We start from the raw sequence: 24,571 nt of genomic DNA on the forward strand, positions 1-24,571 counted from the left end.
GGTCATGAGCGGTGAAATTTCCTATGCCGATTTCGAGAAGGTCGATATCCGCGTCGGCACCATCATCGAGGCAGAACCTTTTCCCGAAGCGCGCAAGCCTGCTTTCAAGGTGAAGATCGATTTCGGGCCGGAGATCGGCGTCAAGAAGTCGTCGGCGCAGATCACGGTGCATTATACGCTGGAAAGCCTTGTCGGCCGGCAGGTTCTGGGCGTGGTGAATTTTCCACCGCGCCAGATCGGTCCTTTCCGGTCCGAGGTCCTGACGCTCGGTTTTGCCGATGCGAATGGCGATATCGTGCTTGCCGCCGTTGAGCGACCGGTACCGAACGGCGAGAAAATGTGCTGACCGGTGCGTTTGTCGCTAAGCCGGAATTTTGACGATTACCCGCAATCCGCCCATCGGACTTTCATCCAGCGACACGTCGCCGCCATGGCTGCGAGCGATGTCGCGAACGATGGAGAGGCCAAGGCCGGTGCCCGAAGCATTGAGGTTGCGCGCTTCGTCCAGCCGGAAGAACGGCTTGAACACATCCTCGCGTGAGTTCTCCGGTATGCCCGGCCCGTCATCGTCAAATGTCATGATGATGGAACGCGGCGCCTTGCGGATATCGATGTGGAGATTACTGGCGTAGCGCCTTGCATTTTCCGCCAGATTGGCGACAAGCCGGGACAGCGCATTGGGCCGCGCGATGATCCTCTCGATATTATAGAGTTCGTAGCTGAATTTCTTGCCGTGCAGCTCGAAATCATGACCGATTTTTTCAAGAAGGGCTGGGAGCTCCAGCGTGCCGACATCCTCTTCGACATCGGTACGGGCGAAGGTCAGATAGGCCTCCAGCATCGACTGCATGTCTTCGACATCCTTGTCGAGCCCCTCGAGATCGGGATTTTCGCCTGCGAGCGCCAGTTGCAGCTTGAAACGGGTGAGAATGGTGCGCAGATCGTGGCTGACGCCGTTCAGCATGGCGGTGCGCTGCTCCATCTGCCGCTCGATACGCTCGCGCATCAGGATGAAGGCGAGGCCGGCGCGCCGCACCTCGTCCGCGCCGCGTGGGGAATAACCGCTGATCTTCTGGCCCCTGCCAAAGTTTTCGGCCGCCTTGGCAAGGGCTTCGATCGGCTTGATCTGGCCACGCAGGAACAGGATCGAAATGGCGATCAGCACCAGCGATGCGCCGACCATCCAGACAAGGAAGATATGTGTGTTCGAGGCATAGGCCGCGCTGCGGCTGGTAAAGACGCGCAGTGTCTTGTCTTCCAGCTGCACGCGGATTTCCACGAGCGAACCGTTGCCATAAGTGTCGATCCAGAAAGGCCTGCCGATCTGCTGGGTGAGTTGATCCGCCAGGATTCTGTCGAGAATGGAAAACAGCGGTTCCGGTCTTGGAGCAGGCAGATCCGCCTTGGGTTCGATATAGACGCTCAGCCCCAGCTTGTCGCGGGCAATGCGGATGACGCGCTGATAGTCGTCTTCCTCCGGGTCCGTTTGCAAAAGCTCAATGATCGCGGCGATATCGCGCGTCACGGCGGAGGAGAGGCGTTCCGTTACCAGCTGCCAATGCCGCTCCATGAAGACCGCAGCGACCACGCCCTGAAGCAAGATCATCGGCAGGATGATGATGAGCAGAGAGCGTGTGTAAAGGCCGGTGGGCAGCCAATGGCGCAACCACCTGCCGGAAAGACGCCAGGCCCTGGCCACGCCGCTTTTTTTGACCGTGCTCAGAAAATCGAGGCTCGCCATGACCGTGCGTTCGCCCTTCGTTGGTTGCTCGTCAGTCCACGCTCAGGCGGTAACCGATGCCGCGCACCGTTTGCAGATAGACAGGATTGGCAGGGTCGTCCTCGATCTTGCGGCGAAGACGGTTGATCTGCACGTCGATGGTTCTTTCGCCCACTTCCGATTCCGCTTCCACCAGCTCATGGCGGGGAATGGTATCGCCGGCGCGCAGCGCAAAAAGCAGCATGATCTCCTGCTCGCGATCCGTCAGGCGGATTGTTTCGGGGCCGCGCCGCAATTCCTTCTTGGGGATGGAGAAGCTGTAGGGGCCAAACATGATCTGTTCGATCTTGGGGGTATCGGGCGAGGTATTGCGCCGCAGGATATTGTTGATGCGCAGGACGAGTTCGCGCGGGTCGAAGGGTTTGGCGAGATAATCGTCCGCTCCCGCTTCAAGCCCGGCGATGCGCGAATCCGCCTCCGAACGGGCAGTCAGAAGGATGACCGGCACGGATTTGTTCTCGTTCAGCGAGCGGGTGAGCGAAAGCCCGTTCTCGCCGGGCATCATCACGTCGAGGATGAGCAGGTCGAAACGGATGCCCATCATTTTGCGCCGGGCTTCGGCCGCGTCGGCCGCCACGGAAATGCGATAGCCCTTGTCGCCCAGAAAACGCTGCAGGAGATCGCGAATGCGGGCGTCGTCGTCAACGATCAGGAGATGGGCCGCATCGTCATCCGCCGGTGGACGTTTTGTCGGTGCTTGCGCCATCGTCACTCGTCCTCCACGGTCGTCGTCGGGCTGCGCATCTGCGCCAGGAATTTGCGCACGCAGGCGCGGGCGTCCGGCCCGAGACCTTCCAGCGCGCGGTCGATGCGGCGCGATTGCGGCTCGCTCAGCGCCAGCGCCAGTTCGCGGCCCGTCAGCGTGGGGTAAAGCCTGCGCTGACGGCGATCTTCCGGACCTGCCATCTGGCGAATGTAACCGTCGTCGATCAATTGCTTCAGCACACGGGCAAGGCTCTGCTTGGTGATCTGCAGCGTATCGAGCAAATCCGCCACCGTCATGCCCGGCTGCCGGCTGACGAAATAGACCACCCGGTGATGGGCCCGCCCATATTCCAGTTTCGATAAAATGACATCGGGATCGGAGACGAAATCGCGATAGGCGAAAAACAGCGCCTCGATCGTGTCGAAGTCGATCTTGCCGTCGTCAACCTTCGGGAGTGCCGGTGTTTGCCTGGAGGCGGCGGTTTTGAGCGATTGCGGTGGCACTGCGGTTCCTTCATATCCTGCGGCTGTCTGATCATAGGCTGACAGGCGTCGATGCGCCAATATTCTGTAAACATAGCCGAAAATGCGTCCGCTCGGGAGAATGCCGCCGATCATTTTCTGTTGCGGTGGATAATATGGCGCGGGTGCGGGTGCAACTGGAATCCTGAGTGACACTTACCTGAAATAGAAAAGAGCGCGGAAACTCCGCGCTCTCCTTCATTTTTTGTCGTAATGACGATGTTACTGGTAAACGTAGACAATACGACGGGTCGAAGGTTCTACGAGAACAGGCACGTCATTCACCCGGACATAGCGGTACTGATAGTCAGGGACCTCCACAAGGCGAGTATCGGCCGGCAGGACGCTACCTATGGCAATATCGCCGTCATAGGTGAAGGTATCGGCAGGGTGTTCATCAATATAGGTAATGACCGACTGCGGCGGATCGACTTCACCGACACGGCCAAGGTTCGGGTCGCCGGGGTTAGGCTCCGCCTGAACGCTTGAGGTCTTTTCATAGGTTACGACCGGCACACTCAGTTCCGCGCGGCGTTCCTTCAGAATGACGGGCGAACCTTCATACATCACGTTCAGGTAATCCGCATGAGCCCAGCCGCGCAGGCCGTTCACCTCGATGCGGCACCAACTGCTGCCATCCATGCAGCCATCAAGCACGGCGTTGCTGCCACGCGTGGCAAGGCCGATTTCGGGATAATCCTCACCGGGGCCGGAACGAACAGAAATATCCGAAGCGGTTGTTGCGACCATGGCGGCATTTGCATAGCCTGCCATCAAGGCAAAGGCGCCACCAGCGATCAGCATTTTAAGCGTCTTGTCCATGTGTCTCACTCCTTTCAAGACTGGTGCTACAACGTCGCAACCATCCGGGCGTTCCACATTTTTCGACGAGATGATGCCTACAGACAGGGCGTGTTCGTGCTATCTGCCTGTATGGCATAGGGATTTTCTTAACGAATTGGTGGGCTGAAAATGGGCGTCACCTGTCGCCATTGTGCCGCAACCGGTCGCGGGCTATAGGAGGCGGGAGCTTTCAGACAGGAGACGCAGGATATGGGAAAGTTGCAGGCGGGCATTGTTCCGGTCACGCCATTCGAGCAGAATTGCACCATCCTGTTCGATCAGGACACCAAGGAGGGCGTCGTTGTCGATCCCGGTGGGGATGTGGACGTCATTCTTCAGGTCGTTTCTGAAAACGGCATCACGCTGAAGGAAATCTGGCTGACGCATGGGCATCTTGACCATGCCGGCGGTGCTGACGAACTGCGTGAGAAGCTGTCGCTACCGGTCATCGGGCCGCATGAGGACGACCGTCCATTGCTCGAAAGGATTGAGGCGCAGGCCGAAAAATACGGCGTTAGCGGCCTTCGGAATGTCGCGCCCGACAAATGGCTCAAGGACGGCGACAGGGTATCTTTCGGGGACCACGTCTTCGAAGTCTATCATTGTCCGGGCCACGCGCCCGGCCACGTCATCTATTACAACCGCGACCAGAACTTTGCCCATGTCGGCGATGTGCTGTTTTCGGGATCGGTGGGGCGCACGGACCTGCCGGGCGGAAACCACGAGCAATTGATGGCGTCCATTCGCGACAAGCTCCTGCCGCTGGGCGACGATGTCGGTTTCATCTGCGGCCACGGCCCGGGAGGACGGCTGGGTGAGGAACGGCTCACCAACCCCTATCTCAAAGGGCTCTGAGCGCCGGCCTATTAGAACTCTTTGTTTTGGCGCCTTTCCGGACGGAAAACCGAATTCCACTTTTCCTGGAAATGCTCAAAGGCCTGCGGGACCGCACAAAAAAACCCGGCATTCCTGCCGGGCTTCAACTAGAAAAGAAAGCCGTTTTAGGGTCAGCCAGCAATCTGCAGATTGACTGCCTTCGGCCCCTTGCCGCGACGATCCGGTTCCGTGTCGAAGCTCACTTTCTGATTTTCTGAAAGTCCGGACAGGCCGGAAGCCTGTACGGCAGAGATGTGAACAAAGATATCAGCGCCACCATTATCTGGCTTGATGAAGCCAAAGCCTTTGTCTGTATTGAAGAATTTTACGGTGCCAGTTTCGGCCATGCATCAGGTCCTTTTCGCTCTGCCCGCGTTCAGCTACAGGCAGCATTACAGTTTTGCCCCGCGTGGGCGTTGGCAGGCAGTTTTTGACTATTGAGAAAAAGGACCTTCGCAGCGGGAAGTAATGGCGTTCTCATCCAACGTTTTTCGTCCCACCGCCCGAGGTTTATAGCGTCCCCAGTGCGCAAATTTATAGGCCTTCCCATGCTCGCAAATTGCCCGAACTGCGGTAGAGTGATGCGTTTATCGAAAATTGGCAAGCAAAAGTTTTCACGGGCTTTTTGTCAGATAAAAAACCTGCGGTAGAATAACGGCGCGTAATCGCATAATTTTTCCGCAGAAGTGATAATCGATGAAATAAAAGCCGTTCTCCGCAGGATTTTGCGACAAAATTTGAGTGCAACGCCCGGATTTAGGGGCGGGATGAGAAAAATGAGTTCTTTTTACGTCAGGCCGCTCCGGCCATGGATTTTTGCCGTTTTCGCGTCAGTTCCGGCACCAGTTCGACGATCAGGATCGCGACGAATATGATCAGACAGCCGACATAGCCGGCGCCGGAAATGGTTTCATTCAGGAAAATCGAGGCCAGCAAAGCGCCGAAAAGCGCCTCCGATGACAGGAATATCGCGGCCTGCGGGGCAGTAGTGTAACGTTGGCCGATGACCTGCAGCACGAAGGCGAGGCCGGAGGAGACGAGGCCGACATAGAGAATTTCCGCCAGCGATGCTTCGATGGAGGCCATGCTGATCGGTTCGAACACGACACCGATCATGCAACTAAGAAGGGAGCAAACGGCGAACTGGGTGCAGGAAAGCACGAGCGGCCTTCCGCTTTCGGAGACGAAGCGCCCGGCCAGCGTGATCTGGATCGCCCAGAAGAAGGCGCAGATGATGCTGAGAATATCGCCCGTGGTCAGCGCCTCGAAAGCGCCGCCGGAGAGCAGGAATATGCCGCCCAACATCATCAGCGCGCCCGGCCAGACGATCCAGTGGGGATGGCGGCGGTAAAGCACGACCGCGATCACGGGTACGAAGATCACGTAAAGCCCGGTCAGGAAGCTAGAATTGGTGACGGTCGTGGTCAGAAGCCCGACCTGCTGGGTAGTGGCCCCGCCGAACAGGGCAAGTCCCACGAGGATGAAACTGCCGATTTCGCGCCGGCGCGGCGGCGATTTCAGCGATCGTGTTTCCATGAGCGCGAAGGGCAGCACGGCGATGGCGGCGATGGCGAAACGCAGGCCGACGAACCAGAAAGGGCCGATCGAGGCCATGGCGGAGGATTGCGCGACAAAGCCGCCGCCCCAGATTGCTGCGGCGAGCAGAAGCAGCATATTGGCCTGAATACGCGTCATTATTTGGCACCAGCACAGCAGGGCCGGAAGATCATTCAGTCGCGGCCGTGGCAAACAGGGGAATTTTGAAATATCGATCCGCGAAGCGGACGATTGTTTCCGGCTGCTTTAGCAGCAACATGCCGAGGCCGCAAGTCGAGGGGAGGGCCGCTTATTTATAGCGGCGGGCCTCATCCTTCAGGCTGCGCCGGGTGAGCATCAGGCCGCCGACGCCAAGGCCGATGAAGGCTGCGGCCGAAAGGACAATGAGCAGGATATGAGGCCCGGCCTGCGTGGTCGCGGCTACCTGCGGGATCGCGGACGTATGCAGGGTATCGACCGCCTGCGTGGCGGCGTTCGCCGAGGTTGCTATGCCGGCGGCCATGGTGACGATGACGAGAAAAGCCGCAACGGCCATCCAGAGGGAAAACAGCGTTCTCTGCGCCCTTAACCTTTCAACGGAAGTCCGATCGTTGGTAAACATGGCTATCGCCTCTTGTCCCTGTTCTTAAAGGATAAGAGAGGCTTCGAAATGGACGGCTTGGAGACGGAATTCTGGCGTTCTGCGGTATTTATTGCGGCAATATTGTGGCTAAGCCTGATATGGAAGCCGTTTGGTCGCCCATGGCGTCAGAGGCGACGTTTTCCGAAGGTTCGGGTCTGGCGCAGTGGATGCGGCTCGGCCGGGCGTTCTTCCCCGAAAAATGCCGGTGGCGCAGGACCCCTCTCCGCCCGGGGCGGGGTGAGATATTCACTGCCGAGTTCCGGGAAACGCGCGTCGAAACTGGTGGGGGCAAGTTCGGGCTTTGCCAGCACGTAGCCCTGCATCAGCAGGACGCCGAGTTCCTCGCACAGATCGACCTGCCATGCTGCTTCCAATCCCTCGAAGACCGGCTCTATGCCATCGGCGCGAAACTGGCTGACGATGACGCGTAGAAGGGCGGCGCCCGCTGAATTCTGCATGAAATCGCGCACCCAGCCGGCTTCGAATTTCACATAGTCCGGCTTGATGAGCTTTACCCGGTCAATGTCGGAATCGCCGGCGCCATAATCATCAAGCGCAACGCGAAAGCCGATATCGTGCATGTGATAGGCGAAGTCAGCGACCATCTGCGTGTCGGAGGCTTTTTTCTCGGAGATTTCGCAGACGATGCGGTCCGCCGTCATGCCCGCCTCGTGAGCGGCAAGACGCATGCGCTCCACTTCCTGGCGCATCTTGGCCGGCGTCTGGAACAGGCCCGGATGGAAATTGACGAAGATGCGGGCGCGGGACCGGTTGAGCCTGCCGGTGTTGAGAATGTGGATCGTGCGCAGGATGCTATCGATATTTTCGATGTCTTCAGACGCCACAAGCGAGAAGAATTCACCTGGCGTCACCGGCTCGCCGTTGCGGTGCGGCCGCACCAGACCTTCGAAGGAATCGATGTCGAGCCTGCCACTTGCCGTGCGGCGGAAAATCGGCTGCAGGGCCGATTTCAGGTTGAAGGTGCGATAGGCCGTGGACCATGTGCCATCGACCTCGCGGACAAGACTGGAAAAGATGCTTTTGGGCGCCATTTTTCAACCAGCTATAGAGACACGACCCCTAGGCTCGCCAATGTAGCGTATCAAGCGTTACTTCCGGGTTAAGGAAGGTTTAAATTCTCCGCTGCGGCACATAAGCCGGCTTTTGACCTTGAAAGAAGGCCTGTCTTTCGACATAGAAAATGCCGCAGATGACAAGTTTTCCAACCTCTGCTGATGTCAACCCCAATAGGACCGATTAAAAATGGCCTTCCTTGCCGACATTCTCTCCCGCGTAAAGCCATCCGCCACCATCGCCGTTACCCAGAAAGCCCGTGAGCTGAAAGCGAAGGGCCGCGATGTGATCAGCCTTGGCGCCGGCGAGCCGGATTTCGATACGCCCGAAAACATCAAGGAAGCGGCCATCGACGCCATCAAGCGCGGCGAAACGAAATACACGCCGGTTTCGGGTATTCCGGAACTGCGCAAGGCCATTGCCGACAAGTTCAAGCGTGAAAACGGCCTGGACTACAAGCCGGAGCAGACGATTGTCGGCACCGGCGGCAAGCAGATTCTCTTCAACGCCTTCATGGCCACGCTGAACCCGGGCGATGAAGTCGTCATTCCCGCGCCCTACTGGGTCAGCTATCCGGAAATGGTGGCGATCTGCGGCGGTACACCGGTTTTCGTTAACGCCACGCTGGAAGACAATTTCAAGCTGAAGCCGGAAGCGCTGGAAAAGGCGATCACGCCGAAGACCAAGTGGTTCGTGTTCAACTCGCCTTCCAACCCCTCGGGCGCGGCCTATTCGCATGACGAGCTGAAGGCGCTGACGGACGTGCTGGTCAAGCATCCGCATGTCTGGGTGCTGACGGACGACATGTACGAGCATCTGACCTATGGCGATTTCAAATTCGTCACCCCGGTGGAAGTCGAGCCTTCGCTCTATGACCGCACGCTGACGATGAACGGCGTTTCCAAGGCCTATGCCATGACCGGCTGGCGTATCGGTTACGCCGCCGGCCCGCTGCCGCTGATCAAGGCCATGGACATGATCCAGGGCCAGCAGACCTCGGGCGCAAGCTCGATTGCCCAATGGGCCGCTGTCGAAGCGCTGAACGGTACGCAGGATTTCATTCCGGAAAACAAGAAGATCTTCGAAGGCCGCCGCGACCTCGTTGTCTCCATGCTCAACCAGGCCAAGGGCATCAGCTGCCCGGCGCCTGAAGGCGCATTCTACGTTTACCCGTCCTGCGCCGGCCTGATCGGCAAGACCGCGCCGTCGGGCAAGGTCATCGAGACCGATACGGATTTCGTGTCCGAGCTTCTGGAAGCCGAAGGCGTCGCCGTCGTGCAGGGATCGGCTTTCGGCCTCGGCCCGAACTTCCGCATCTCCTACGCCACGTCCGAAGCGCTGCTGGAAGAGGCCTGCAAGCGCATTCAGCGCTTCTGTGCCGATTGCCGCTGATCGGTTGTGATCTCAAATGAAGAAGCCCGGCAGCGACGCCGGGCTTTTTTCGCTTTGGTCAAAGCCCCAGAAACAGCAGCATGATGAAGGTGGCGAAGAGAATGAAGTGCGTCATTCCTTCAATCGCGTTGGTTTCGCCGTCATTGAGATTGATGGCGGCGGCGATGAGGGTGATGAAGACCATGACGGTCTGAACCGGTGTCATCGCCATGATGAAGGGCTGACCGGTATAGAGCGCGATGCCCTCCATGACGGGCACGGTGAGGATGACCGTCGACAGGGATGCGCCCATGGCGATATTGACCACGGCCTGCATGCGGTTGCGCAAGGCGGAGCGGAGCGCGGTGAGGATTTCCGGCGATGCCGAGATCGTGGCCACCACCACCGCCATCAGCGCTGGCGGCGCGCTTGTGCCCTCAAGGCTTTCGCTCAGGAAGGTCGACATGAATTCCGCCAATACGCCGATCAACACCACGCCAGCGACGATGAGACCGATGGAAAGGGGCACGCTGCCTTCGTCCTCCTCTTCCGCGTGGCCGTCGGATGTCTGGCCGGCCGGATGTGCCTTCCGGGGATAGGCATAGCTGAAGAAATAGCTGTGCGGGCCAACCTGCATTTTGAGGAACAGCGCATAAAGCGCGATCATCGCGACGATGGTGAAGGCGGAGTAGACATGCCAGCTTTCCTTGGGAATGAATTCCGGCACGATCATCGAAATACCCATGGCGGTGAGGATCATTACGCCATAGGTCTTGCCGGAATCGTCATTATAGGGCTGCTCGCCGTGGCGAAGACCGCCGAGAAGTGCTGCAAGACCCAGAATGCCGTTGATGTCGATCATCACGGCGGAGTAAATCGTATCCCGCACCAGAGTGGGCGAATCGGACTCGCTCATGATGATGGCGAGGATCAGCACTTCTACCGCGACGGCCGACAACGTCAGTATCATGGTACCGTAAGGATCGCCGACCTTGGTGGCAAGGATTTCGGCGTGATGGGCAACCCGCATCGAGACGAGGACGATGAGCCCGATCAGCGCTATCGCGGCAATCAGCGCCGCCGTCTTTCCAGCTTCGAATATCGCATGTTCGGCCAGATAGGCGAGGATTGCCGCCGGTATAGCCAGCAAGAGCATCCGCTCCTGTTTCAGAATAGAACCCGCCATTGATTTCCTTTCCCCCTGATCGGCTCAGGCTGTGACGTATCGTCCTTCAGATCAAGCAGGATTTGCGCTTGAATGCTTTTGGTAGGATAGTGGTGTCGCAGGACATGCTGCTCATGCCGCGCTGTCCCATCGGGTGCAATGCTTGAAACGCGGTTGTGGTTGCCATGTCGCCTACCGATACAGGAGGACCATGCATGACCAAAGTGGTGTACGAGATCGTCGAACATGACGGAGGCTTCGCCTACCGCATGAACGGCGCTTATTCCGAGACGTTTCCCACCTATGCCGATGCCCGTGAGGCTGCGCGTATTGTCGCTGCCGAACAGCAGGTGGGCGGCGATGACGAGGAAATCAGCTATCAGGATGAGAGCGGCCATTGGCATGAAGAATACAGCCAGGGCGGCGACCGGCCGGAAGCCGAGGTGGTCGACAAGACGACGCAGCAGGCCAGACCGTTTTGATGCGCGATCCGTGGATTTCCAGCAAAGCCGGGATCACTTCGCCGAGAGTTGTTCGGCACTAGCGCCGTTTGGGCGGAGCACTTGGGTCGGTTTCCTTAAGATGACCCTTGAGGCCTTCGACGAGGGCGCTGAAGACGGCACGGCATCGCGGCGAGGTCTTGAGGTTTTCGTGCATCGCGACCCAGGTGTGGAGCGGGATATCTATGTTTGGGAGAACCTGAACCAGCCGTGGGTCCTTGCGTGCAAGGCCGATCTGGCAGACGCCGATGCCCGCGCTGGCGCGGATCATGGCAAGCTGGGCGAGATTGCTGTCGGCGCGGATTTCGAAGGAAATTTCTTCAATATCGGGTATTTCGGGGTCAAGCGAGCGCATTCGCTGGATGGCCGCTCGGATAAAGGGCGTCTTGCGGTCGAAACCGACCATCCGGTGGCGGTTCAGATCTTCCATGCTCGCCGGGGCGCCGGCTCTTGCCAGATAGTCGCGCGTCGCGTGAAATCCCAGGCGGAAATTGCCGATGTAACGCATGACGATTGCATCCTGCAGCGGTTCGGTCATGCGAATGGCGATATCCGCCTCGCGCCTTAAAAGGTCTTCCAGCGTATCGGATAGCGAAAGCTCGATTTCAAGCCGCGGGTGAACCTCCTGCATGGCGGTAATGATCGGCGGCAGCATTTCCACACCGATGATATCGGATGCGCTGATGCGCACCGTGCCTTCGATCTTGCCGACTTCGCCGGAGGCGGCGCGCATAAGGGCGGCGGTCGTCGCTGCCAGATTTTCCGCATAGGGACGGAGCGCAAGTGCTGCTTCCGTCGGCATCAACCCGTGGGGCGAGCGGATGAACAGCGGAAAACCAACGGCCTCCTCCAGCGCGCCGATATGGCGTCCCGCCGTCGGCTGGGTGATGCCAAGCTCGCGGGCGGCGGCAGACAGTGAACCGTCGCTCAGCACGCTGAGGAAGGTGCGGTAGAAATCCCAGCTGATATCGCGGTTCTTCGTCATAATATTTTGTATAGCCGCTCCAATGATTTCGACAATTTCGTATATCGCACATCGGGTCGATACTCCAGACACACAAAGGAGTATGACAATGTCAATCGAGAACGATGCAAGTGCAGTGCAGGATCGGCGGTCTCTGGCTCTCGTCTTGGGAGTGAACGGCGGCGTCGGTGGCCAGGTTTCGCGAATGCTGCTGCAAAGGGGCTGGCGGTTAAGGGCGATGACTCGCCGAAAGCCAGCGTCTGAAGTCGCTGGCGACATCGAATTCGTGACAGGCGATGCGATGGACCGGCAGGATGTTCTCAAGGCGGCGCAGGGCGCTCAGCTCATCGTCCATGCGGTTAATCCTCCCGGCTATAGCGATTGGGAGAAGCAGGTCGTGCCGATGCTGGACAACACGATCGCCGCCGCCGAAAGCTGCGGCGCCAGGATAGTCTTTCCCGGTACGGTCTATAATTTCGGTTCGGACGCCTTTCCGCTACTGACCGAAGAGAGCCCGCAAACGCCGTTTACGCGCAAGGGCGCGTTGCGTGCGGAGATGGAACGGCGGCTGAAAATGGCGTCGATGCGTGGCGTGCCGGTGCTGATTGTTCGGGCAGGGGATTTTTTTGGGCCGGATGCCAGAAACAACTGGTTTTCGCAGATGCTGGTGAAGCCCGGAAAGCCGGTTCGCAGCGTCCAGAATCCGGCCGCCCCTCATGCAGGACACCAATGGGCCTATCTGCCTGACGTGGCGGAGACGATCGGTCGGCTGCTGGACCGGGCAGATGAGCTACCGGCTTTTGCCGTCTATCACATGGAGGGTTTCTGGGATTTCGACGGGCTGCAACTGGTTGAAGCCATCGAGCGGGTTGTCGGTCATCCGGTCAAGAGGCGGAGGCTGTCTTGGGCGGGCATCAAATTGGCCGCGCCCTTCGTTCCCCTGTTCCGTGAAGTACTGGAAATGCAATATCTCTGGCATATGCCGATCCGGATGAGCAATCGCAAGCTTACGGATTTCCTCGGAACGGAGCCCAGAACACCGATCGATGTCGCGATATCGACGACATTGGCGAGCCTCGGCTGCCTCGAGCAAAGGCACGGTGCGGCGAGCCTTGCTCAACCGGTCGATGCCGGGGGCAGAGTGTGATGGCGACGGTCGGGATTGGGGTGTCGGTTTGGCGTCGCCTGTTTGTCGTGATCTCGGCAAGTGTGCCGTTACTCATTTTCGCGCAGGTGCTGCTGGCCGGGCTATCCATCTATTATGACGGATCGCTGATTTCGCTGCACAAGGGGCTCGGTCTCCTGATTTCGGTTCCGATCCTGTCACTGGTAATCCTCGCTCTGCGATACGACGAGTTGCGCCCCAATCTTGGCCGTGCGCTGGTCCTGCTCGGTCTCTATTGTTTTCAGGTGGCGCTGATGAGCATCGGCAGGGAAACGGGCAATGGTTTTCTGCAGGCGCTGCATGTGCCCAACGCTTTTGTCATGGGCGCGTTTTCCGACTTCGCCGCGCGGCAGGCGCGAAGTCCGTGCTGAGAGAAAAACGCCGCATCGCTTTCAGGCAATGCGGCGTCTTTGTTTTATCCTTTATCAGGCGAGCGCCGGGTAGTCAGTGTAACCCTCGGCCCCGCCGCCATAGAAGGTAGGCTGGTTCGGTTCATTCAAGGGCGCGTTGTCCTTGAAGCGGCGGACCAGATCCGGATTGGCGATGAAGGCCTTGCCGAAGGCGACGGCATCGACCTTGCCGCTTTCTACGGCTTGGATGGCGCTCTCGCGGTCATAACCATTATTGGCAATCCACAAGCCCTTGCCGCCGGCATTGCGATAAGCCGCCTTGAAGGCTGCGTAATCGAAAGGCTTGTCGCCCTGCTTGAAATCGCGCGGGCCGCCGGTTGCGCCTTCAACGACATGGATGAAGGCGAGATTGCGCTTGCCGAGCTGTTCCACCACGTAATTGTAGAGCGGCTGCGGGTCGGCCTCGAAAATATCGTTGGCCGGGGTAACGGGGGAAAGACGGATGCCAGTGCGGCCGGCGCCGATCTCCTCCGCAACCGCATCAACGACTTCCAGCAGGAAGCGGGCGCGGTTTTCAATAGAGCCGCCATAATCATCCGTGCGCTGGTTGGTGCTGGATTTCAGGAACTGCTCGATCAGGTAACCGTTGGCGGCATGGATTTCGACACCATCGAAACCGGCTTCCAGTGCTGCGCGTGCGCCGCTGCGGTAATCCTCGAGAATGAGACCGATATCGTCGATGGTGAGCGCGCGCGGCTCGGAGGTTTCGGCAAAGGCGCCGGTGCCGTCATCATTGATGATATAGGTCTTCGACTTCGCCGGAATGGCGGAAGGAGCAACCGGCTGGCCGCCATGCGGCTGTAGTGAGACGTGGGAAATGCGGCCCACATGCCAGATCTGCGCAACGATCTTGCCGCCGGCAGAATGCACGCCGTCGGTGATCTTCTTCCAGCCGTCGATCGCTTCCCGCTTGTAAAGGCCGGGAACGTCTGCGTAGCCCTGGCCCTGCTGGGAAATCGGCGTGCCTTCGGTGACGATCAGCCCGGCCGTGGCGCGCTGCTCGTAATAGGTAGCGTTGAGATTGTTGGGAATGGCGCCCGGCGAACGGTTGCGGGTGAGGGGAGCCATGACGATACGGTTGGCGAGCACGATATCGCCGGCCTGTGCCGGTTCGAAAAGACTGGTCATGCGACTTCACTTTCTGGTCGGTTGGCGAAATTGCGCGGTGGACGCGCTGTCTTTCTGTCTGGCGCCGGAGTGAAAACCACGCTTCGGTTTAAAGCCCGGCGCCTCGAGGCTCAAAGCTTGGGAGGCTCAGAGATTGGCTTGCAGATAATGGCGGAAGGCATCGATGGTTTCTTCGTTCCGTTCGAAAAACACCCATTGCCCAACTTTTTTCGACCGGATGAGGCCGGCTGCCTGCAACACCGCCAGATGCGACGAGACGGTGGATTGCGACAGGCCGCTGATCTGAAACTGGTTGGCGCACACCCCCATGCTGAGCGGATGCTCCTGGCAGAAATGACTTTCAGGGTTTTTCAGCCATTCCAGGAATTTCAGCCGTGCCGGGTGTGAAAGGGCCTTGAGGACTTCCTCCGGGTTCATCGGTGCTTCTTTAATATCTGACATGACCGATATATATATCGATAATTATCGATATACAAGTCACGTCTCTGTGAACGTTGCGGGGACGAAAAGGCTGTTCCAAAAAAGAAGGCCGCTGGATCTCTCCGCGGCCTGACAAGTTTGAAGGCCAAAACCTCCAGAGGGGAACAGCTGTCGCGTGCCTTGGGCGAACGTGACAGCCGACTAAGATATGGGTGTGGGAACAATGCAAAACAAGGTTGCATCGTGCGATATTTCGCCAATTCGGAGAAAATTCTTGCGGGTAAAAAAAGAGGGCCGCCGGATGGATCCAGGGCCCTTTAAGTGTGAAGGTCAAAAACCTCCAGAGGGGAACAGCTGATGCGGTGGAACTGGGAGGAAAAGCCACCGTGTGCATCAGCTGAGAGCGATATGGTGCTTTTTTGTGCACGAAACAACTCTTTTTTGTGCAGGTCAGACATGCGCGCCGCGCAGCCCTCGATATTTCCGGTATATTTTATGTGCAAAGCTGAAAAGGGGCGCCTGTACGCCCCTCTTGCTTCTGCCTTTGTAAGGCTTTGAATTTGAAAGATTATTCTTTGACGTCGATTATTTTAACGTCAGAAGTTCCAGTTCCGCGCCTTGGCGACGATGAAGTCGCGGAAAGCCTTCAGCTTTGCAGCGTTTTTCATCTCGTCGGGATAGCAGAAATAGGTATCGAATGACGGAATATCTGCCGCGAGCGACAGCTGGATGAGGCCAGGATCGCGACCGACGATATAATCCGGCAAACAGGCGATACCTATCCCCAGCAGACAGGCCCGCTTGATCGAGGTCTGGCTGTTGATCTGCAGATGTGGAATGCGCGTGTTGTCAGAGGAGCGCCCGGCATTCTCTAGCCAGTTGACGTCGAGCAGGTAGTTTGGCGCCGGTTCACCGAAGGAAATGATGCGGTGATTGTCGAGATCCTCGATCGACTGTGGCTCTCCGTGACGGTTGATATACGACGGTGCGGCATAGACGTGCATATGCACCGTGAACAGCTTGCGCTGAATGAGGTCCGACTGCTGCGGCTGGCGCAGGCGGATGGCACAATCGGCGTGGCGCATGTTCACATCCAGCTCCTCATTGTCGAGGATGAGCTGGATCGACATTTCCGGGTAGAGCTGCAGGAACTCCTGTACCTTGTCCGTCAGCCACCCCTGGCCGAGACCGACGGTTGTCGTCACGCGCAGCTTGCCGCTCGGCTTTTCCGTCGTTTCGGTGAGTTGCATCTTCACCGTTTCGAGCTTCAGCAGCACGTCATGAGCGGTGCGATACAGCAGCTCGCCCTGTTCGGTGAGGATGAGGCCGCGAGCGTGGCGATGGAACAGCTTGACGCCGACATCCTGCTCCAGCGCGCTGACCTGACGGCTGATGGCCGACTGGGACAAATGCAGCTTGTCGGCAGCGTGGGTGAAAGACCCAGCTTCGGCTGCGGCATGGAAAATGCGCAGTTTATCCCAGTCCAATGGCATTGCCATGCCTATCCTGCCTTTCGGTTATTCCGCTGCGACCGCGAGCGGTTGTTGCGCGGTGAGATAACGTTCCGCTTCCAGCGCCGCCATGCAGCCCATGCCGGCGGCGGTGATCGCCTGGCGGTAAATGTCGTCAGTGACGTCACCGGCTGCAAAAATGCCTTCCACGTCGGTAGCGGTGGAATCGGGGGCGGTCCACATGTAGCCGTTGTCTTTCAGCTTCACCTTGCCCTTGAACAGCTCGACTGCCGGCGCATGGCCGATGGCGACGAAGACACCGTCGATGGGGAATTCGCTGATCGCGCCGGTCTTGGTATCACGCAGCTTCACGCCGGAGACAGAAGGCGGCATGGGCGGCTTGGCCGGTGCGCCGGTGATTTCGGCGATTTCCGTGTTCCAGAGGATCTTGACGTTTTCCTTGGCGAACAGGCGCTCCTGCAGAATTTTTTCCGAGCGGAAGCTGTCGCGGCGGTGCACCACTGTCACGGATTTGGCGATATGGGCGAGATAGAGCGCTTCTTCCACGGCGGAATTACCGCCGCCGACCACGATCACGTCCTTGTTGCGATAGAAGAAACCGTCGCAGGTAGCGCAGGCGGAAACACCGAAGCCCTGAAATTGCTGTTCGCTTTCGATGCCGAGCCACTTGGCCTTGGCGCCGGTGGCGATGATCAGCGTATCGGCCGTCCAGACCTGACCGGAATCGGTCTTGACCACGAAAGGCCGTACGGTGGTGTCAACTTCGGTGACGAGGTCGCTGACGATTTCCGCCCCCACATGCGTCGCCTGCTTCAGCATCTGGTCCATCAGCCATGGGCCTTGGATCGGATCGGCGAAACCCGGATAGTTTTCCACGTCCGTGGTGATCATCAATTGCCCGCCCTGTTCCATGCCGGCAATCAGCACGGGTTTCAGCATGGCGCGGGCCGCGTAGATCGCTGCCGTATAGCCGGCGGGACCAGAGCCTATGATCAATACCTTCGTATGGCGGGCAGACATGGAAATATTCCTTCTCAATAACGGGGTCTTCGCTCGAGGGCCTTCCAGCCGCAGGACGGCGGACGGGCCGCAACCCCTTCGTTGCCCGGTATTTAAGGTTGTCTAGTGTCTTTATTCAAGGGCAGCCTTGCGTTACCAACAAGGCAGTTGTGGATGCGCGCGCAATTTTGTGACCGGGCGGTGGCATAATGTTGCGAATCCCGCGCCGAATAGTACAAGGAAGTTCTACAGCTTAACGAGGTACTCCTCCGTGACCAGCGTCGAACTCGATGCCATCGATCTGAAAATCCTGCGCGAATTGCAGCGCGACGGGCGCATGACCAATGTGGAGCTGGCCGAAAGGGTCGGTATATCCGCGCCGCCATGCCTCAGGCGCGTCCGCAAGCTGGAAGAGGCGGGTGTGATCGAGGGCTATCACGCCATGTTGAACGCGCCGAAGCTCGGTTTCGATCTCGTCGCCTTCTGCATGATCGGTCTCAAACGCCAGTCGGACAGCAATCTGAAGGCTTTTGCGGCGGCAACCGCTGGCTGGTCGCTGGTGCGGCAGGCGTGGATGGTGTCTGGCGAAAGCGACTTTCTGCTGCATTGCGTGGCCAAAAACCTGACGGAATTTCAGGATTTCGTCATCGAGGTTCTGACGGCGGACGAAAATGTCGATACGGTGCGCACCATGCTCACCATCCGTCAGGTGAAGCGCGTCGGTCTGGTGGAAATCTGATCGGCCGGCTTTTCGTCGACTTCGGAGGGGGGATTACCCCCGCCGCAACGCCTCGTAGACTTCGCCGAGACTTGTCGCTTCTTTTTCCAGCGGAAAAGTGCTGCGCACGTGCGCAAGTCCGGCACTTGCGTGGGCTTTGGCCAGAGCAGGATCGGCGAGATAGGTCTTTATCGCATCTCTGAGCGAGGCGTAGTCACCCGCGTCGACAACCGACCCGGTTTCGCCGGTGACGATCATTTCCTCATAGGCGCCGGCATTGCTGGCGACAACGGCCGTGTCGGAAGCCATAGCTTCGAGCGGCGTCAAGCCGAAGCCTTCGTTGCGGGATGGGGCGACATAGAGCGTCAGCCGCCGGTACCAGGGCTTGATGTCGCCAACTTCGCCCTGAAATACGATACGGTCGGCGAGGCCGGCCGCGGTCACATCGGCCTTGAGCGCATCACCAAAGGCCTTGTGTTCTGTTGTGATGCGGCCGGAAACTACAGCGGTCCATTGCGGGTAATGGGGCAGAAGCTCGATCATGGCGCGCACGAAGAGATCGGTGCCCTTCTGGTGGCGCACCCGCCCGAAACAGCCGATCAGATATTCCCCCGGCAGGCCGGTTGCCGCGATCGTGTCTTCCGGGCCGGTGGCGGGGTGGAACAGCTCGGTATCGACGCCATGCATGACGACGCGGTGGGGCACTTCCAGGAACGAGCCGGAGCGCGCGTTGGTCGCAACCACGGCGTCCATCTTCGAAATCAGAAAGCGTGTATAGGCGGAATGCCGTCTCTGCGCTGCCGAGGTGAACAGAAGCTTCACCTTCATGCGCAGCACGTCACGCATGAGAAGACCCGGCAACATTTCAAGATTTCGCCGGGCATGCCAGATGCGCGGGCCGCCCTGCGGACCATCCTGCCAGAGCCGCCACAGATCACGAAAGCGCACATGCGGCAGATGCGGCGGCAGGCCGGGGCCGATGACGGCGACCTGCTGTCCCAGGCGGTTCTGCACCGGTATCAGCTGAACGATGGTTGAGGTGACGCCGGAGAGCCTGCGTTTGAAGTTCGGCGCAAGCACCTGCACATCTTTCAGACTGACGTGGGACAAGATGGGCTTCCGTCTTTGCGGCTAATTTTGGGGATTGAAGACTTCAAGAAAAGCAATGCGCCCGCATGGGGCGCATTGCATGTGGGGGCGTCAGCCCCACTGAACCGCGAGAATCTCGTAGCCCTTGGCGCCGCCCGGAGCGTTAACTTCAATGCTGTCGCCGACTTCCTTGCCGATGAGCGCGCGGGCGATGGGCGAGGAGATGGAGATGCGGCCGGCCTTCACATCGGCTTCCTGGTCGCCGACGATCTGATAGGTCTTTTCCTCATCGCTATCCTCGTCGACCAGCTTGACGGTGGCGCCGAACTTGATCTTCGAACCCGACATCTTGGAGAGATCGATGACTTCCGCGCGCGCGGTCAGGTCTTCGAGTTCGGTGATGCGGCCTTCATTGTGGCTCTGTGCTTCCTTGGCAGCATGGTACTCGGCGTTTTCCGAAAGGTCGCCATGGGCGCGCGCTTCCGCAATCGCCTCGATGATACGGGGGCGTTCCTCCTGCTGGCGCCAGCGCAGCTCCTCCTGAAGCTTGACGAATCCACCCTGAGTCATCGGTACTTTTTCTACCATTTTTTTATCCTTCGCATTCCGGTCGCTATACTTGCAGACACAAAAAGAAACAGGTTCCGGAGAGGAACTCCGGAACCATGCCAAAATCAAAACTGAGCCGACTATATCAGAAGACGGCAGCGAAATGCCAGCAAATTTGAGGTGCGCATATTTCCTTTCATAATTAATGCCTTAACCTGTTTCATTGACATTCGTCGCCAGAACATATAGTGAACATACCTATGAAGAAGTCGATCAAGCAACGGCTGGCCATTCTCTCCGACGCGGCAAAATACGATGCATCCTGCGCATCGAGCGGCACGACCAAGCGAAACTCTGCAGCATCAGGCGGTCTGGGCTCCACGGAGGGGTCGGGCATTTGCCACGCTTATGCTCCCGATGGACGCTGCATTTCGCTCTTGAAGATTCTGCTCACCAACTTCTGCATCTATGATTGTGCCTATTGCATCAACCGGTCGTCAAGCAATGTGGAGCGGGCGCGTTTCACGCCGGAAGAGGTGGTGTGGCTGACGCTCGAGTTTTATCGGCGCAACTATATTGAAGGGCTCTTCCTATCGTCGGGCATCATCCGGTCGTCGGATCATACGATGGAAGAGATGGTGCGGGTTGCACGCGAGCTGCGCGTTACGCATGGTTTTCGAGGCTATATCCATCTGAAGTCGATTCCGGAGGCGTCGCCCAGGCTCATCGAGGAGGCGGGGCTTTACGCGGATCGTCTCTCGATCAATATCGAATTGCCGACCGATAGCGGCATTGGTCGTTTCGCGCCGGAAAAGCAGCCCGCCAATATTCGCCGCTCCATGGCCGATATCCGCCTGAAGATTGAGGAGGCGGGGGAGCCGACCGTCAGGACGAAAAAGACCAAGCGCTTTGCGCCGGCCGGGCAGAGCACGCAGATGATCGTTGGGGCGGATGGCGCTGACGATAACACCATTCTCTCCACCAGTGCCCGGCTTTATGGCAGCTACGGTTTACGGCGCGTCTATTATTCGGCCTTTAGCCCCATTCCGGATTCATCGAAAAACCTGCCGCTCATCAAACCGCCGCTGATGCGGGAGCACCGGCTTTATCAGGCGGATTGGCTTTACCGCTTTTACGGCTTCGACATTGGCGAGATAACGGCGACCGGGGGTGACGGCATGCTCGATCTCGATATCGACCCGAAACTGGCCTGGGCGCTGAAACATCGCGACCGTTTCCCGGTGGACGTCAATGCGGCGGATCGGGAAATGCTGCTGCGGGTGCCCGGTTTCGGCACCAAGACGGTGGCCTCCGTTCTCTCGTCACGGCGGTTCCGGCGGCTGCGGCTGGAGGATATTGCGCGTTTCGGTGTTTCCCTGAAAAAGGTGAAGGCTTTTATCGTCGCAGAGGGCTGGACGCCGGGCAAGCTGACCGAGCGGCCGGATTTGCGGGCGATGTTTGCACCGCAGCCCGAACAATTGTCGCTGTTGTGATGTACTGCCCGGTGCTGGAAGGGCGGGGCGATTTCGGCGAGTGGCGCGATGCCGCGCGTGCGGCCCTTGCCGCCGATATTCGACCGGAGACGATTGACTGGCGGTTGCAGGATTACGGGGCAGGACTGCTGGATTTCGCCGGTGAGCCATTGCCGACAGTCGATGCCGGCAATGGGCAGGTTTCCGTTCCGGCCTCGTTTTTGGCGCTGGCGCAGGCCGTCATCTGCCATGGCGATCCCGGCCGGTTTGCGCTGCTTTACCGTTTGTTGTGGCGGCTGAAGCGGGATCGCGCCCTGTTGCAGTTCAAGTCCGATCCGGATGTTGCAGAGGCCCGTTTGCTCGAGAAATCTGTGCGTCGGGATTGTCACAAGATGACGGCCTTCGTCCGTTTCAAGGAGTTGTGCTTGCCGCAGGGGCAGGGCGGGCGACGGCGGTTCGTGGCCTGGTTCGAGCCGGATCATTTCATCGTCGAGCGAACGGCAGCGTTTTTCCAGCGACGGTTTACCGATATGGACTGGCTGATCGCCACGCCGAAAGGGTCCGCCCGATGGGATGGAAGCGAGCTGCAAACCTCTCGGGAAGCGGCGGCGAAGCCTGATCTGACGGACGAGACGGATGAACTCTGGCGAACTTATTATGCCAATATATTCAATCCGGCCCGCTTGAAGATTAAGGCCATGACGGCGGAGATGCCAAAGAAATACTGGAAGAACCTGCCGGAAGCCGATCTCATTCCCGACCTCATTCTCGGTGCGGAGGCGCGGGTGCTGGAAATGGCCGCCAGAACGGCGAGCCAGCCGCAGCCCTTTCATCATCGCCTGCAGGCTGCGGCCGCTGCACGGGAGATGCCGCAACTGGCGCCAGACGGAACGCTTGCGTCGCTGGCGCGGCAGGCTGGCCACTGTACCCGCTGTCCCCTGCATTGCAGCGCCACGCAAACGGTTTTCGGTTCCGGGCCGGAGGATGCGGAAATCATGATCGTTGGCGAACAGCCGGGCGATCATGAAGATCTCGCCGGAAAGCCTTTTGTCGGCCCGGCTGGCCAGCTTTTCGACCGGACTCTTGCCGATGTCGGTATTGAGCGCAAAAAGCTTTACGTCACCAATGCCGTCAAACACTTCAAATATGAAACGCGCGGCAAACGACGCATCCATCAACGGCCGAATGCAGGTGAGGTGGAGCAATGCCGCTGGTGGCTCAATCAGGAAATCGCGCTCGTCCGGCCGAAACTGATCGTTGCCATGGGCGCAACTGCGCTTTATGCGCTGACCGGCGGCAAAGAAAGGCTCTCGGAGATCAGGGGTCGTCCTATACCGATGGAGGAGGGCCGAACGCTTTTTGTCACCGTGCACCCCTCCTATCTCCTGCGCCTTGCTGGTGGGCGGGCGAAAGAGGCGGAAATGACGCGGTTCGTTGAGGATATGAAGTTTATTAGAATATTCGAATAGATTTCGATTTGTATATCGGAGATTTATTGAAAACTTAAGCCATAACTCCCGTAATATCGTTTAACGATTGGTTTTCCGTTATTTTTATTGAAATTTTATAATTGATATTGTATTTGGTATTTTTAAATTTATTCACCGTATGGGCAAATAATGTTGGGTGAGCTCGACCTCGCGACAGTAATACTGATGCAAAAATGTTCTTACATCGTTGGTCTGTTAAGCTTTATCTATCTCAAAATGAGTAGCCGCGGTCTACCGGGGCCCATTCCTCTTGCTGCGGGTTTTGCGGCGATGACGGTCGGTTCGACGCTTGCCGGTTATGGCGAATGGAAAATATTGTCGCCGATCGTTTGGGAGCTTGGCAGTGTTTTGTTCGGTATTGCCGGATATGCGCTGATCTGGCTGGGTCTGAAGACATTGAGCGATGGACGTTTCGTCAATCGCAAAACCATCCTGTTCACCTGTCTTATTGCAGTGCTGGCGATTGGCGTTGCGTTGCAGGTGGCCGGCAACAACGCGTTTCGCGCGGCGCTTTTTAATGGCTGCGCGGCTCTGGCCTATCTTGGCGGGGCGGGCGTGCTTTTTGCCCGGTGGCGGAAAGAGCCGCTTCTTTCGCGGCTGGCGCTTGGTGCGATTACCGGCGTCTCCGGCCTGATATCGCTTGCGGTGATGAAAAGCGTGCTTTTCCCCGCTTATGCCAGCATCAACCTAGTCAATGCGTTCTTCTTCATTATCATGCTGAACTTCGCCATCTCGCTCTTCGTGATGATGCTGGTGGCGGAGCGATCCGAGCGGAAATTGCTGGTTCTGGCGAATACCGATCCGCTGACGGGCGTCAAGAACCGGCGTTTCTTCTTTCAGACGATGCCTGCCGCCCCCGATCCCAACGACGCGGCCATGCTGCTTGATATTGATCACTTCAAGTCGATCAACGACCGCTTCGGCCATGCCGTCGGCGACAGTGTGCTACAGGAAGTGGCAAGGCGCATCGGCGGCAGCATCCGTGGCGGAGACGTGCTGGCGCGTTATGGCGGCGAGGAATTCATCATCTTCCTGCCGGGCGCCGGTGTGGACAAGGCCTGCATGATCGGCGAACGCATTCGTAACGCGGTTGCGATAAATGAGGTCGATTGCGGCGGTCTGCGTGTCGGGGTGACCATCAGCATCGGCGTTGCCGCCACCGGCGACATGCGCTGCGATCTCCAGACGCTCGCAGAAAAGGCAGATCGTGCGCTTTACCGGGCAAAGACCGAAGGGCGCAATTGCGTTCGCGAGGCGCTGGCGGCGTAGGCGGGGCTGCGGGCCGGCGATCTTTCCGCAGGACCGCCTCGCATCTTTGTGTCTTGTAGCGTCGTTGTCACCCTGCGGTCTAAAAGGGCGGCTTGTCTGCTTCATCCGCCGTGGCGCGGCGGGACAGGGCCTCTTTCAGAAGAACCTCGATCTGGGCATTGACGCTGCGCAGTTCGCCGCTCGCGGTGTGCCGGATCATGTTCAATATTGCGGGTTCGATCCGCAACGGAAAAGCCACCCGCTCCGGTCCCGGTGGACGTCCAGCCATGATCAGGTCCTCAAGGCGGTGTTTTGGCCCATCAGGGCCAGGTGTTCCCATCGCTGGGTCCCTGTGGCGGGGCGCTTCAGCATCTTCATGGAGCGTTTGACCTCAGCTTCGGCAACGGCGCGGCGAATGGCTGCGGGCGATCC

General features: G+C 58.5%; 27 protein-coding genes. 10 read left to right on the top strand and 17 right to left on the bottom strand.

The genetic code is table 11. The annotated features are described in order from the left end of the window. Positions 1–4: 4 nt before the first annotated feature. Positions 5–346, top strand: a complete 342-nt coding sequence (locus BS627_RS09890; RefSeq protein WP_003522868.1) for a tRNA-binding protein — start codon at positions 5–7, stop codon at positions 344–346. A 15-nt stretch (positions 347–361) separates the two neighbouring features. Here BS627_RS09890 and BS627_RS09895 read toward each other — a convergent pair whose 3' ends face one another. The 4 genes from BS627_RS09895 to BS627_RS09915 form a co-directional block, all read right to left on the bottom strand. Next, positions 362–1,741 (bottom strand): ATP-binding protein, encoded by a 1,380-nt coding sequence (locus tag BS627_RS09895; RefSeq protein WP_077983062.1) that lies wholly within the window; start codon positions 1,739–1,741, stop codon positions 362–364. A 31-nt stretch (positions 1,742–1,772) separates the two neighbouring features. Then, positions 1,773–2,486, bottom strand: coding sequence for a response regulator (locus tag BS627_RS09900; protein ID WP_077983101.1), 714 nt, complete (start codon positions 2,484–2,486; stop codon positions 1,773–1,775). A 2-nt stretch (positions 2,487–2,488) separates the two neighbouring features. After that, positions 2,489–2,989, bottom strand: a complete 501-nt coding sequence (locus tag BS627_RS09905) for a MarR family winged helix-turn-helix transcriptional regulator (protein ID WP_077983063.1) — start codon at positions 2,987–2,989, stop codon at positions 2,489–2,491. A 240-nt stretch (positions 2,990–3,229) separates the two neighbouring features. Beyond that, on the bottom strand, positions 3,230–3,829 hold the full coding sequence (locus tag BS627_RS09915) for a DUF1236 domain-containing protein (RefSeq protein ID WP_077983065.1): 600 nt from the start codon (positions 3,827–3,829) through the stop codon (positions 3,230–3,232). Between the two features lie 231 nt (positions 3,830–4,060). Here BS627_RS09915 and BS627_RS09920 point away from each other — a divergent pair, with 231 nt between their 5' ends. Further along, on the top strand, positions 4,061–4,705 hold the full coding sequence (locus BS627_RS09920; protein WP_077983066.1) for an MBL fold metallo-hydrolase: 645 nt from the start codon (positions 4,061–4,063) through the stop codon (positions 4,703–4,705). A gap of 152 nt (positions 4,706–4,857) precedes the next feature. Here BS627_RS09920 and BS627_RS09925 read toward each other — a convergent pair whose 3' ends face one another. From BS627_RS09925 to BS627_RS09940, 4 genes are all read right to left on the bottom strand, one after another. Then, positions 4,858–5,073 carry a cold-shock protein gene (locus BS627_RS09925; protein ID WP_003494703.1) on the bottom strand — a complete coding sequence of 72 codons (216 nt, stop codon included), beginning with the start codon at positions 5,071–5,073 and terminating at the stop codon, positions 4,858–4,860. 445 nt (positions 5,074–5,518) lie between these two features. Further along, the gene (locus BS627_RS09930; RefSeq protein WP_077983067.1) at positions 5,519–6,421 is read right to left on the bottom strand and encodes a DMT family transporter; all 903 of its coding nucleotides are present in this window, start codon (positions 6,419–6,421) and stop codon (positions 5,519–5,521) included. 151 nt (positions 6,422–6,572) lie between these two features. Further along, positions 6,573–6,884 carry a hypothetical protein gene (locus BS627_RS09935; protein ID WP_077983068.1) on the bottom strand — a complete coding sequence of 104 codons (312 nt, stop codon included), beginning with the start codon at positions 6,882–6,884 and terminating at the stop codon, positions 6,573–6,575. A 146-nt stretch (positions 6,885–7,030) separates the two neighbouring features. Beyond that, entirely contained in the window at positions 7,031–7,957 is a 927-nt protein-coding gene (locus tag BS627_RS09940) for an EAL domain-containing protein (RefSeq protein ID WP_077983069.1), read from the bottom strand. Between the two features lie 211 nt (positions 7,958–8,168). Between BS627_RS09940 and BS627_RS09945 the strand changes: the two genes are divergently transcribed. After that, on the top strand, positions 8,169–9,371 hold the full coding sequence (locus BS627_RS09945; RefSeq protein ID WP_077983070.1) for a pyridoxal phosphate-dependent aminotransferase: 1,203 nt from the start codon (positions 8,169–8,171) through the stop codon (positions 9,369–9,371). A gap of 58 nt (positions 9,372–9,429) precedes the next feature. On the opposite strand, the gene BS627_RS09950 is transcribed toward BS627_RS09945, so the two are convergent. After that, entirely contained in the window at positions 9,430–10,536 is a 1,107-nt protein-coding gene (locus BS627_RS09950; protein WP_077983071.1) for a calcium:cation antiporter, read from the bottom strand. 194 nt (positions 10,537–10,730) lie between these two features. Between BS627_RS09950 and BS627_RS09955 the strand changes: the two genes are divergently transcribed. Further along, the gene (locus BS627_RS09955) at positions 10,731–10,997 is read left to right on the top strand and encodes a DUF2188 domain-containing protein (RefSeq protein WP_077983072.1); all 267 of its coding nucleotides are present in this window, start codon (positions 10,731–10,733) and stop codon (positions 10,995–10,997) included. A gap of 58 nt (positions 10,998–11,055) precedes the next feature. On the opposite strand, the gene BS627_RS09960 is transcribed toward BS627_RS09955, so the two are convergent. Beyond that, the gene (locus BS627_RS09960; protein WP_077983073.1) at positions 11,056–12,000 is read right to left on the bottom strand and encodes a LysR family transcriptional regulator; all 945 of its coding nucleotides are present in this window, start codon (positions 11,998–12,000) and stop codon (positions 11,056–11,058) included. Between the two features lie 88 nt (positions 12,001–12,088). Between BS627_RS09960 and BS627_RS09965 the strand changes: the two genes are divergently transcribed. Together BS627_RS09965 and BS627_RS09970 are read left to right on the top strand one after the other, a co-directional pair. Then, positions 12,089–13,126, top strand: a complete 1,038-nt coding sequence (locus BS627_RS09965) for an NAD-dependent epimerase/dehydratase family protein (protein WP_077983074.1) — start codon at positions 12,089–12,091, stop codon at positions 13,124–13,126. Next, positions 13,126–13,515 (top strand): DUF6220 domain-containing protein, encoded by a 390-nt coding sequence (locus tag BS627_RS09970; protein ID WP_077983075.1) that lies wholly within the window; start codon positions 13,126–13,128, stop codon positions 13,513–13,515. Before BS627_RS09965 ends, BS627_RS09970 begins: the two co-directional genes overlap by 1 nt. Positions 13,516–13,569: 54 nt before the next feature. Here the strand turns inward: BS627_RS09970 and BS627_RS09975 are convergent, their stop codons facing one another. The 4 genes from BS627_RS09975 to trxB form a co-directional block, all read right to left on the bottom strand. Further along, a complete protein-coding gene (locus tag BS627_RS09975) occupies positions 13,570–14,682 on the bottom strand; it encodes an alkene reductase (RefSeq protein ID WP_077983076.1) in 1,113 nt (370 codons plus the stop codon). Positions 14,683–14,808: 126 nt separating this feature from the next. Continuing rightward, positions 14,809–15,099, bottom strand: coding sequence for an ArsR/SmtB family transcription factor (locus BS627_RS09980; RefSeq protein WP_010972127.1), 291 nt, complete (start codon positions 15,097–15,099; stop codon positions 14,809–14,811). A gap of 599 nt (positions 15,100–15,698) precedes the next feature. Next, positions 15,699–16,595, bottom strand: a complete 897-nt coding sequence (locus BS627_RS09985; RefSeq protein WP_046798419.1) for a LysR family transcriptional regulator VtlR — start codon at positions 16,593–16,595, stop codon at positions 15,699–15,701. Between the two features lie 24 nt (positions 16,596–16,619). Next, complete coding sequence (gene trxB / locus BS627_RS09990) at positions 16,620–17,594, bottom strand: thioredoxin-disulfide reductase (protein WP_077983077.1); 975 nt, start codon at positions 17,592–17,594, stop codon at positions 16,620–16,622. A gap of 250 nt (positions 17,595–17,844) precedes the next feature. Between trxB and BS627_RS09995 the strand changes: the two genes are divergently transcribed. After that, complete coding sequence (locus BS627_RS09995; protein ID WP_004430414.1) at positions 17,845–18,312, top strand: Lrp/AsnC family transcriptional regulator; 468 nt, start codon at positions 17,845–17,847, stop codon at positions 18,310–18,312. A gap of 33 nt (positions 18,313–18,345) precedes the next feature. Here BS627_RS09995 and BS627_RS10000 read toward each other — a convergent pair whose 3' ends face one another. Next, complete coding sequence (locus tag BS627_RS10000) at positions 18,346–19,401, bottom strand: glycosyltransferase family 4 protein (protein WP_077983079.1); 1,056 nt, start codon at positions 19,399–19,401, stop codon at positions 18,346–18,348. Between the two features lie 90 nt (positions 19,402–19,491). Next, positions 19,492–19,968 carry a transcription elongation factor GreA gene (gene greA, locus BS627_RS10005; RefSeq protein ID WP_003522847.1) on the bottom strand — a complete coding sequence of 159 codons (477 nt, stop codon included), beginning with the start codon at positions 19,966–19,968 and terminating at the stop codon, positions 19,492–19,494. A 221-nt stretch (positions 19,969–20,189) separates the two neighbouring features. On the opposite strand from greA, the gene BS627_RS10010 reads away from it, so the two are divergent. From BS627_RS10010 to BS627_RS10020, 3 genes are all read left to right on the top strand, one after another. Then, on the top strand, positions 20,190–21,422 hold the full coding sequence (locus tag BS627_RS10010; RefSeq protein ID WP_077983080.1) for a putative DNA modification/repair radical SAM protein: 1,233 nt from the start codon (positions 20,190–20,192) through the stop codon (positions 21,420–21,422). Next, complete coding sequence (locus BS627_RS10015; protein WP_077983081.1) at positions 21,422–22,870, top strand: UdgX family uracil-DNA binding protein; 1,449 nt, start codon at positions 21,422–21,424, stop codon at positions 22,868–22,870. Before BS627_RS10010 ends, BS627_RS10015 begins: the two co-directional genes overlap by 1 nt. Before the next feature lie 150 nt (positions 22,871–23,020). After that, complete coding sequence (locus tag BS627_RS10020; protein ID WP_077983082.1) at positions 23,021–24,160, top strand: GGDEF domain-containing protein; 1,140 nt, start codon at positions 23,021–23,023, stop codon at positions 24,158–24,160. A 79-nt stretch (positions 24,161–24,239) separates the two neighbouring features. Here the strand turns inward: BS627_RS10020 and BS627_RS10025 are convergent, their stop codons facing one another. After that, complete coding sequence (locus BS627_RS10025; protein ID WP_031233516.1) at positions 24,240–24,428, bottom strand: type II toxin-antitoxin system antitoxin; 189 nt, start codon at positions 24,426–24,428, stop codon at positions 24,240–24,242. Positions 24,429–24,571 lie beyond the last annotated feature (143 nt).

This window comes from Agrobacterium salinitolerans (assembly GCF_002008225.1).
GTDB lineage: Bacteria > Pseudomonadota > Alphaproteobacteria > Rhizobiales > Rhizobiaceae > Agrobacterium > Agrobacterium salinitolerans.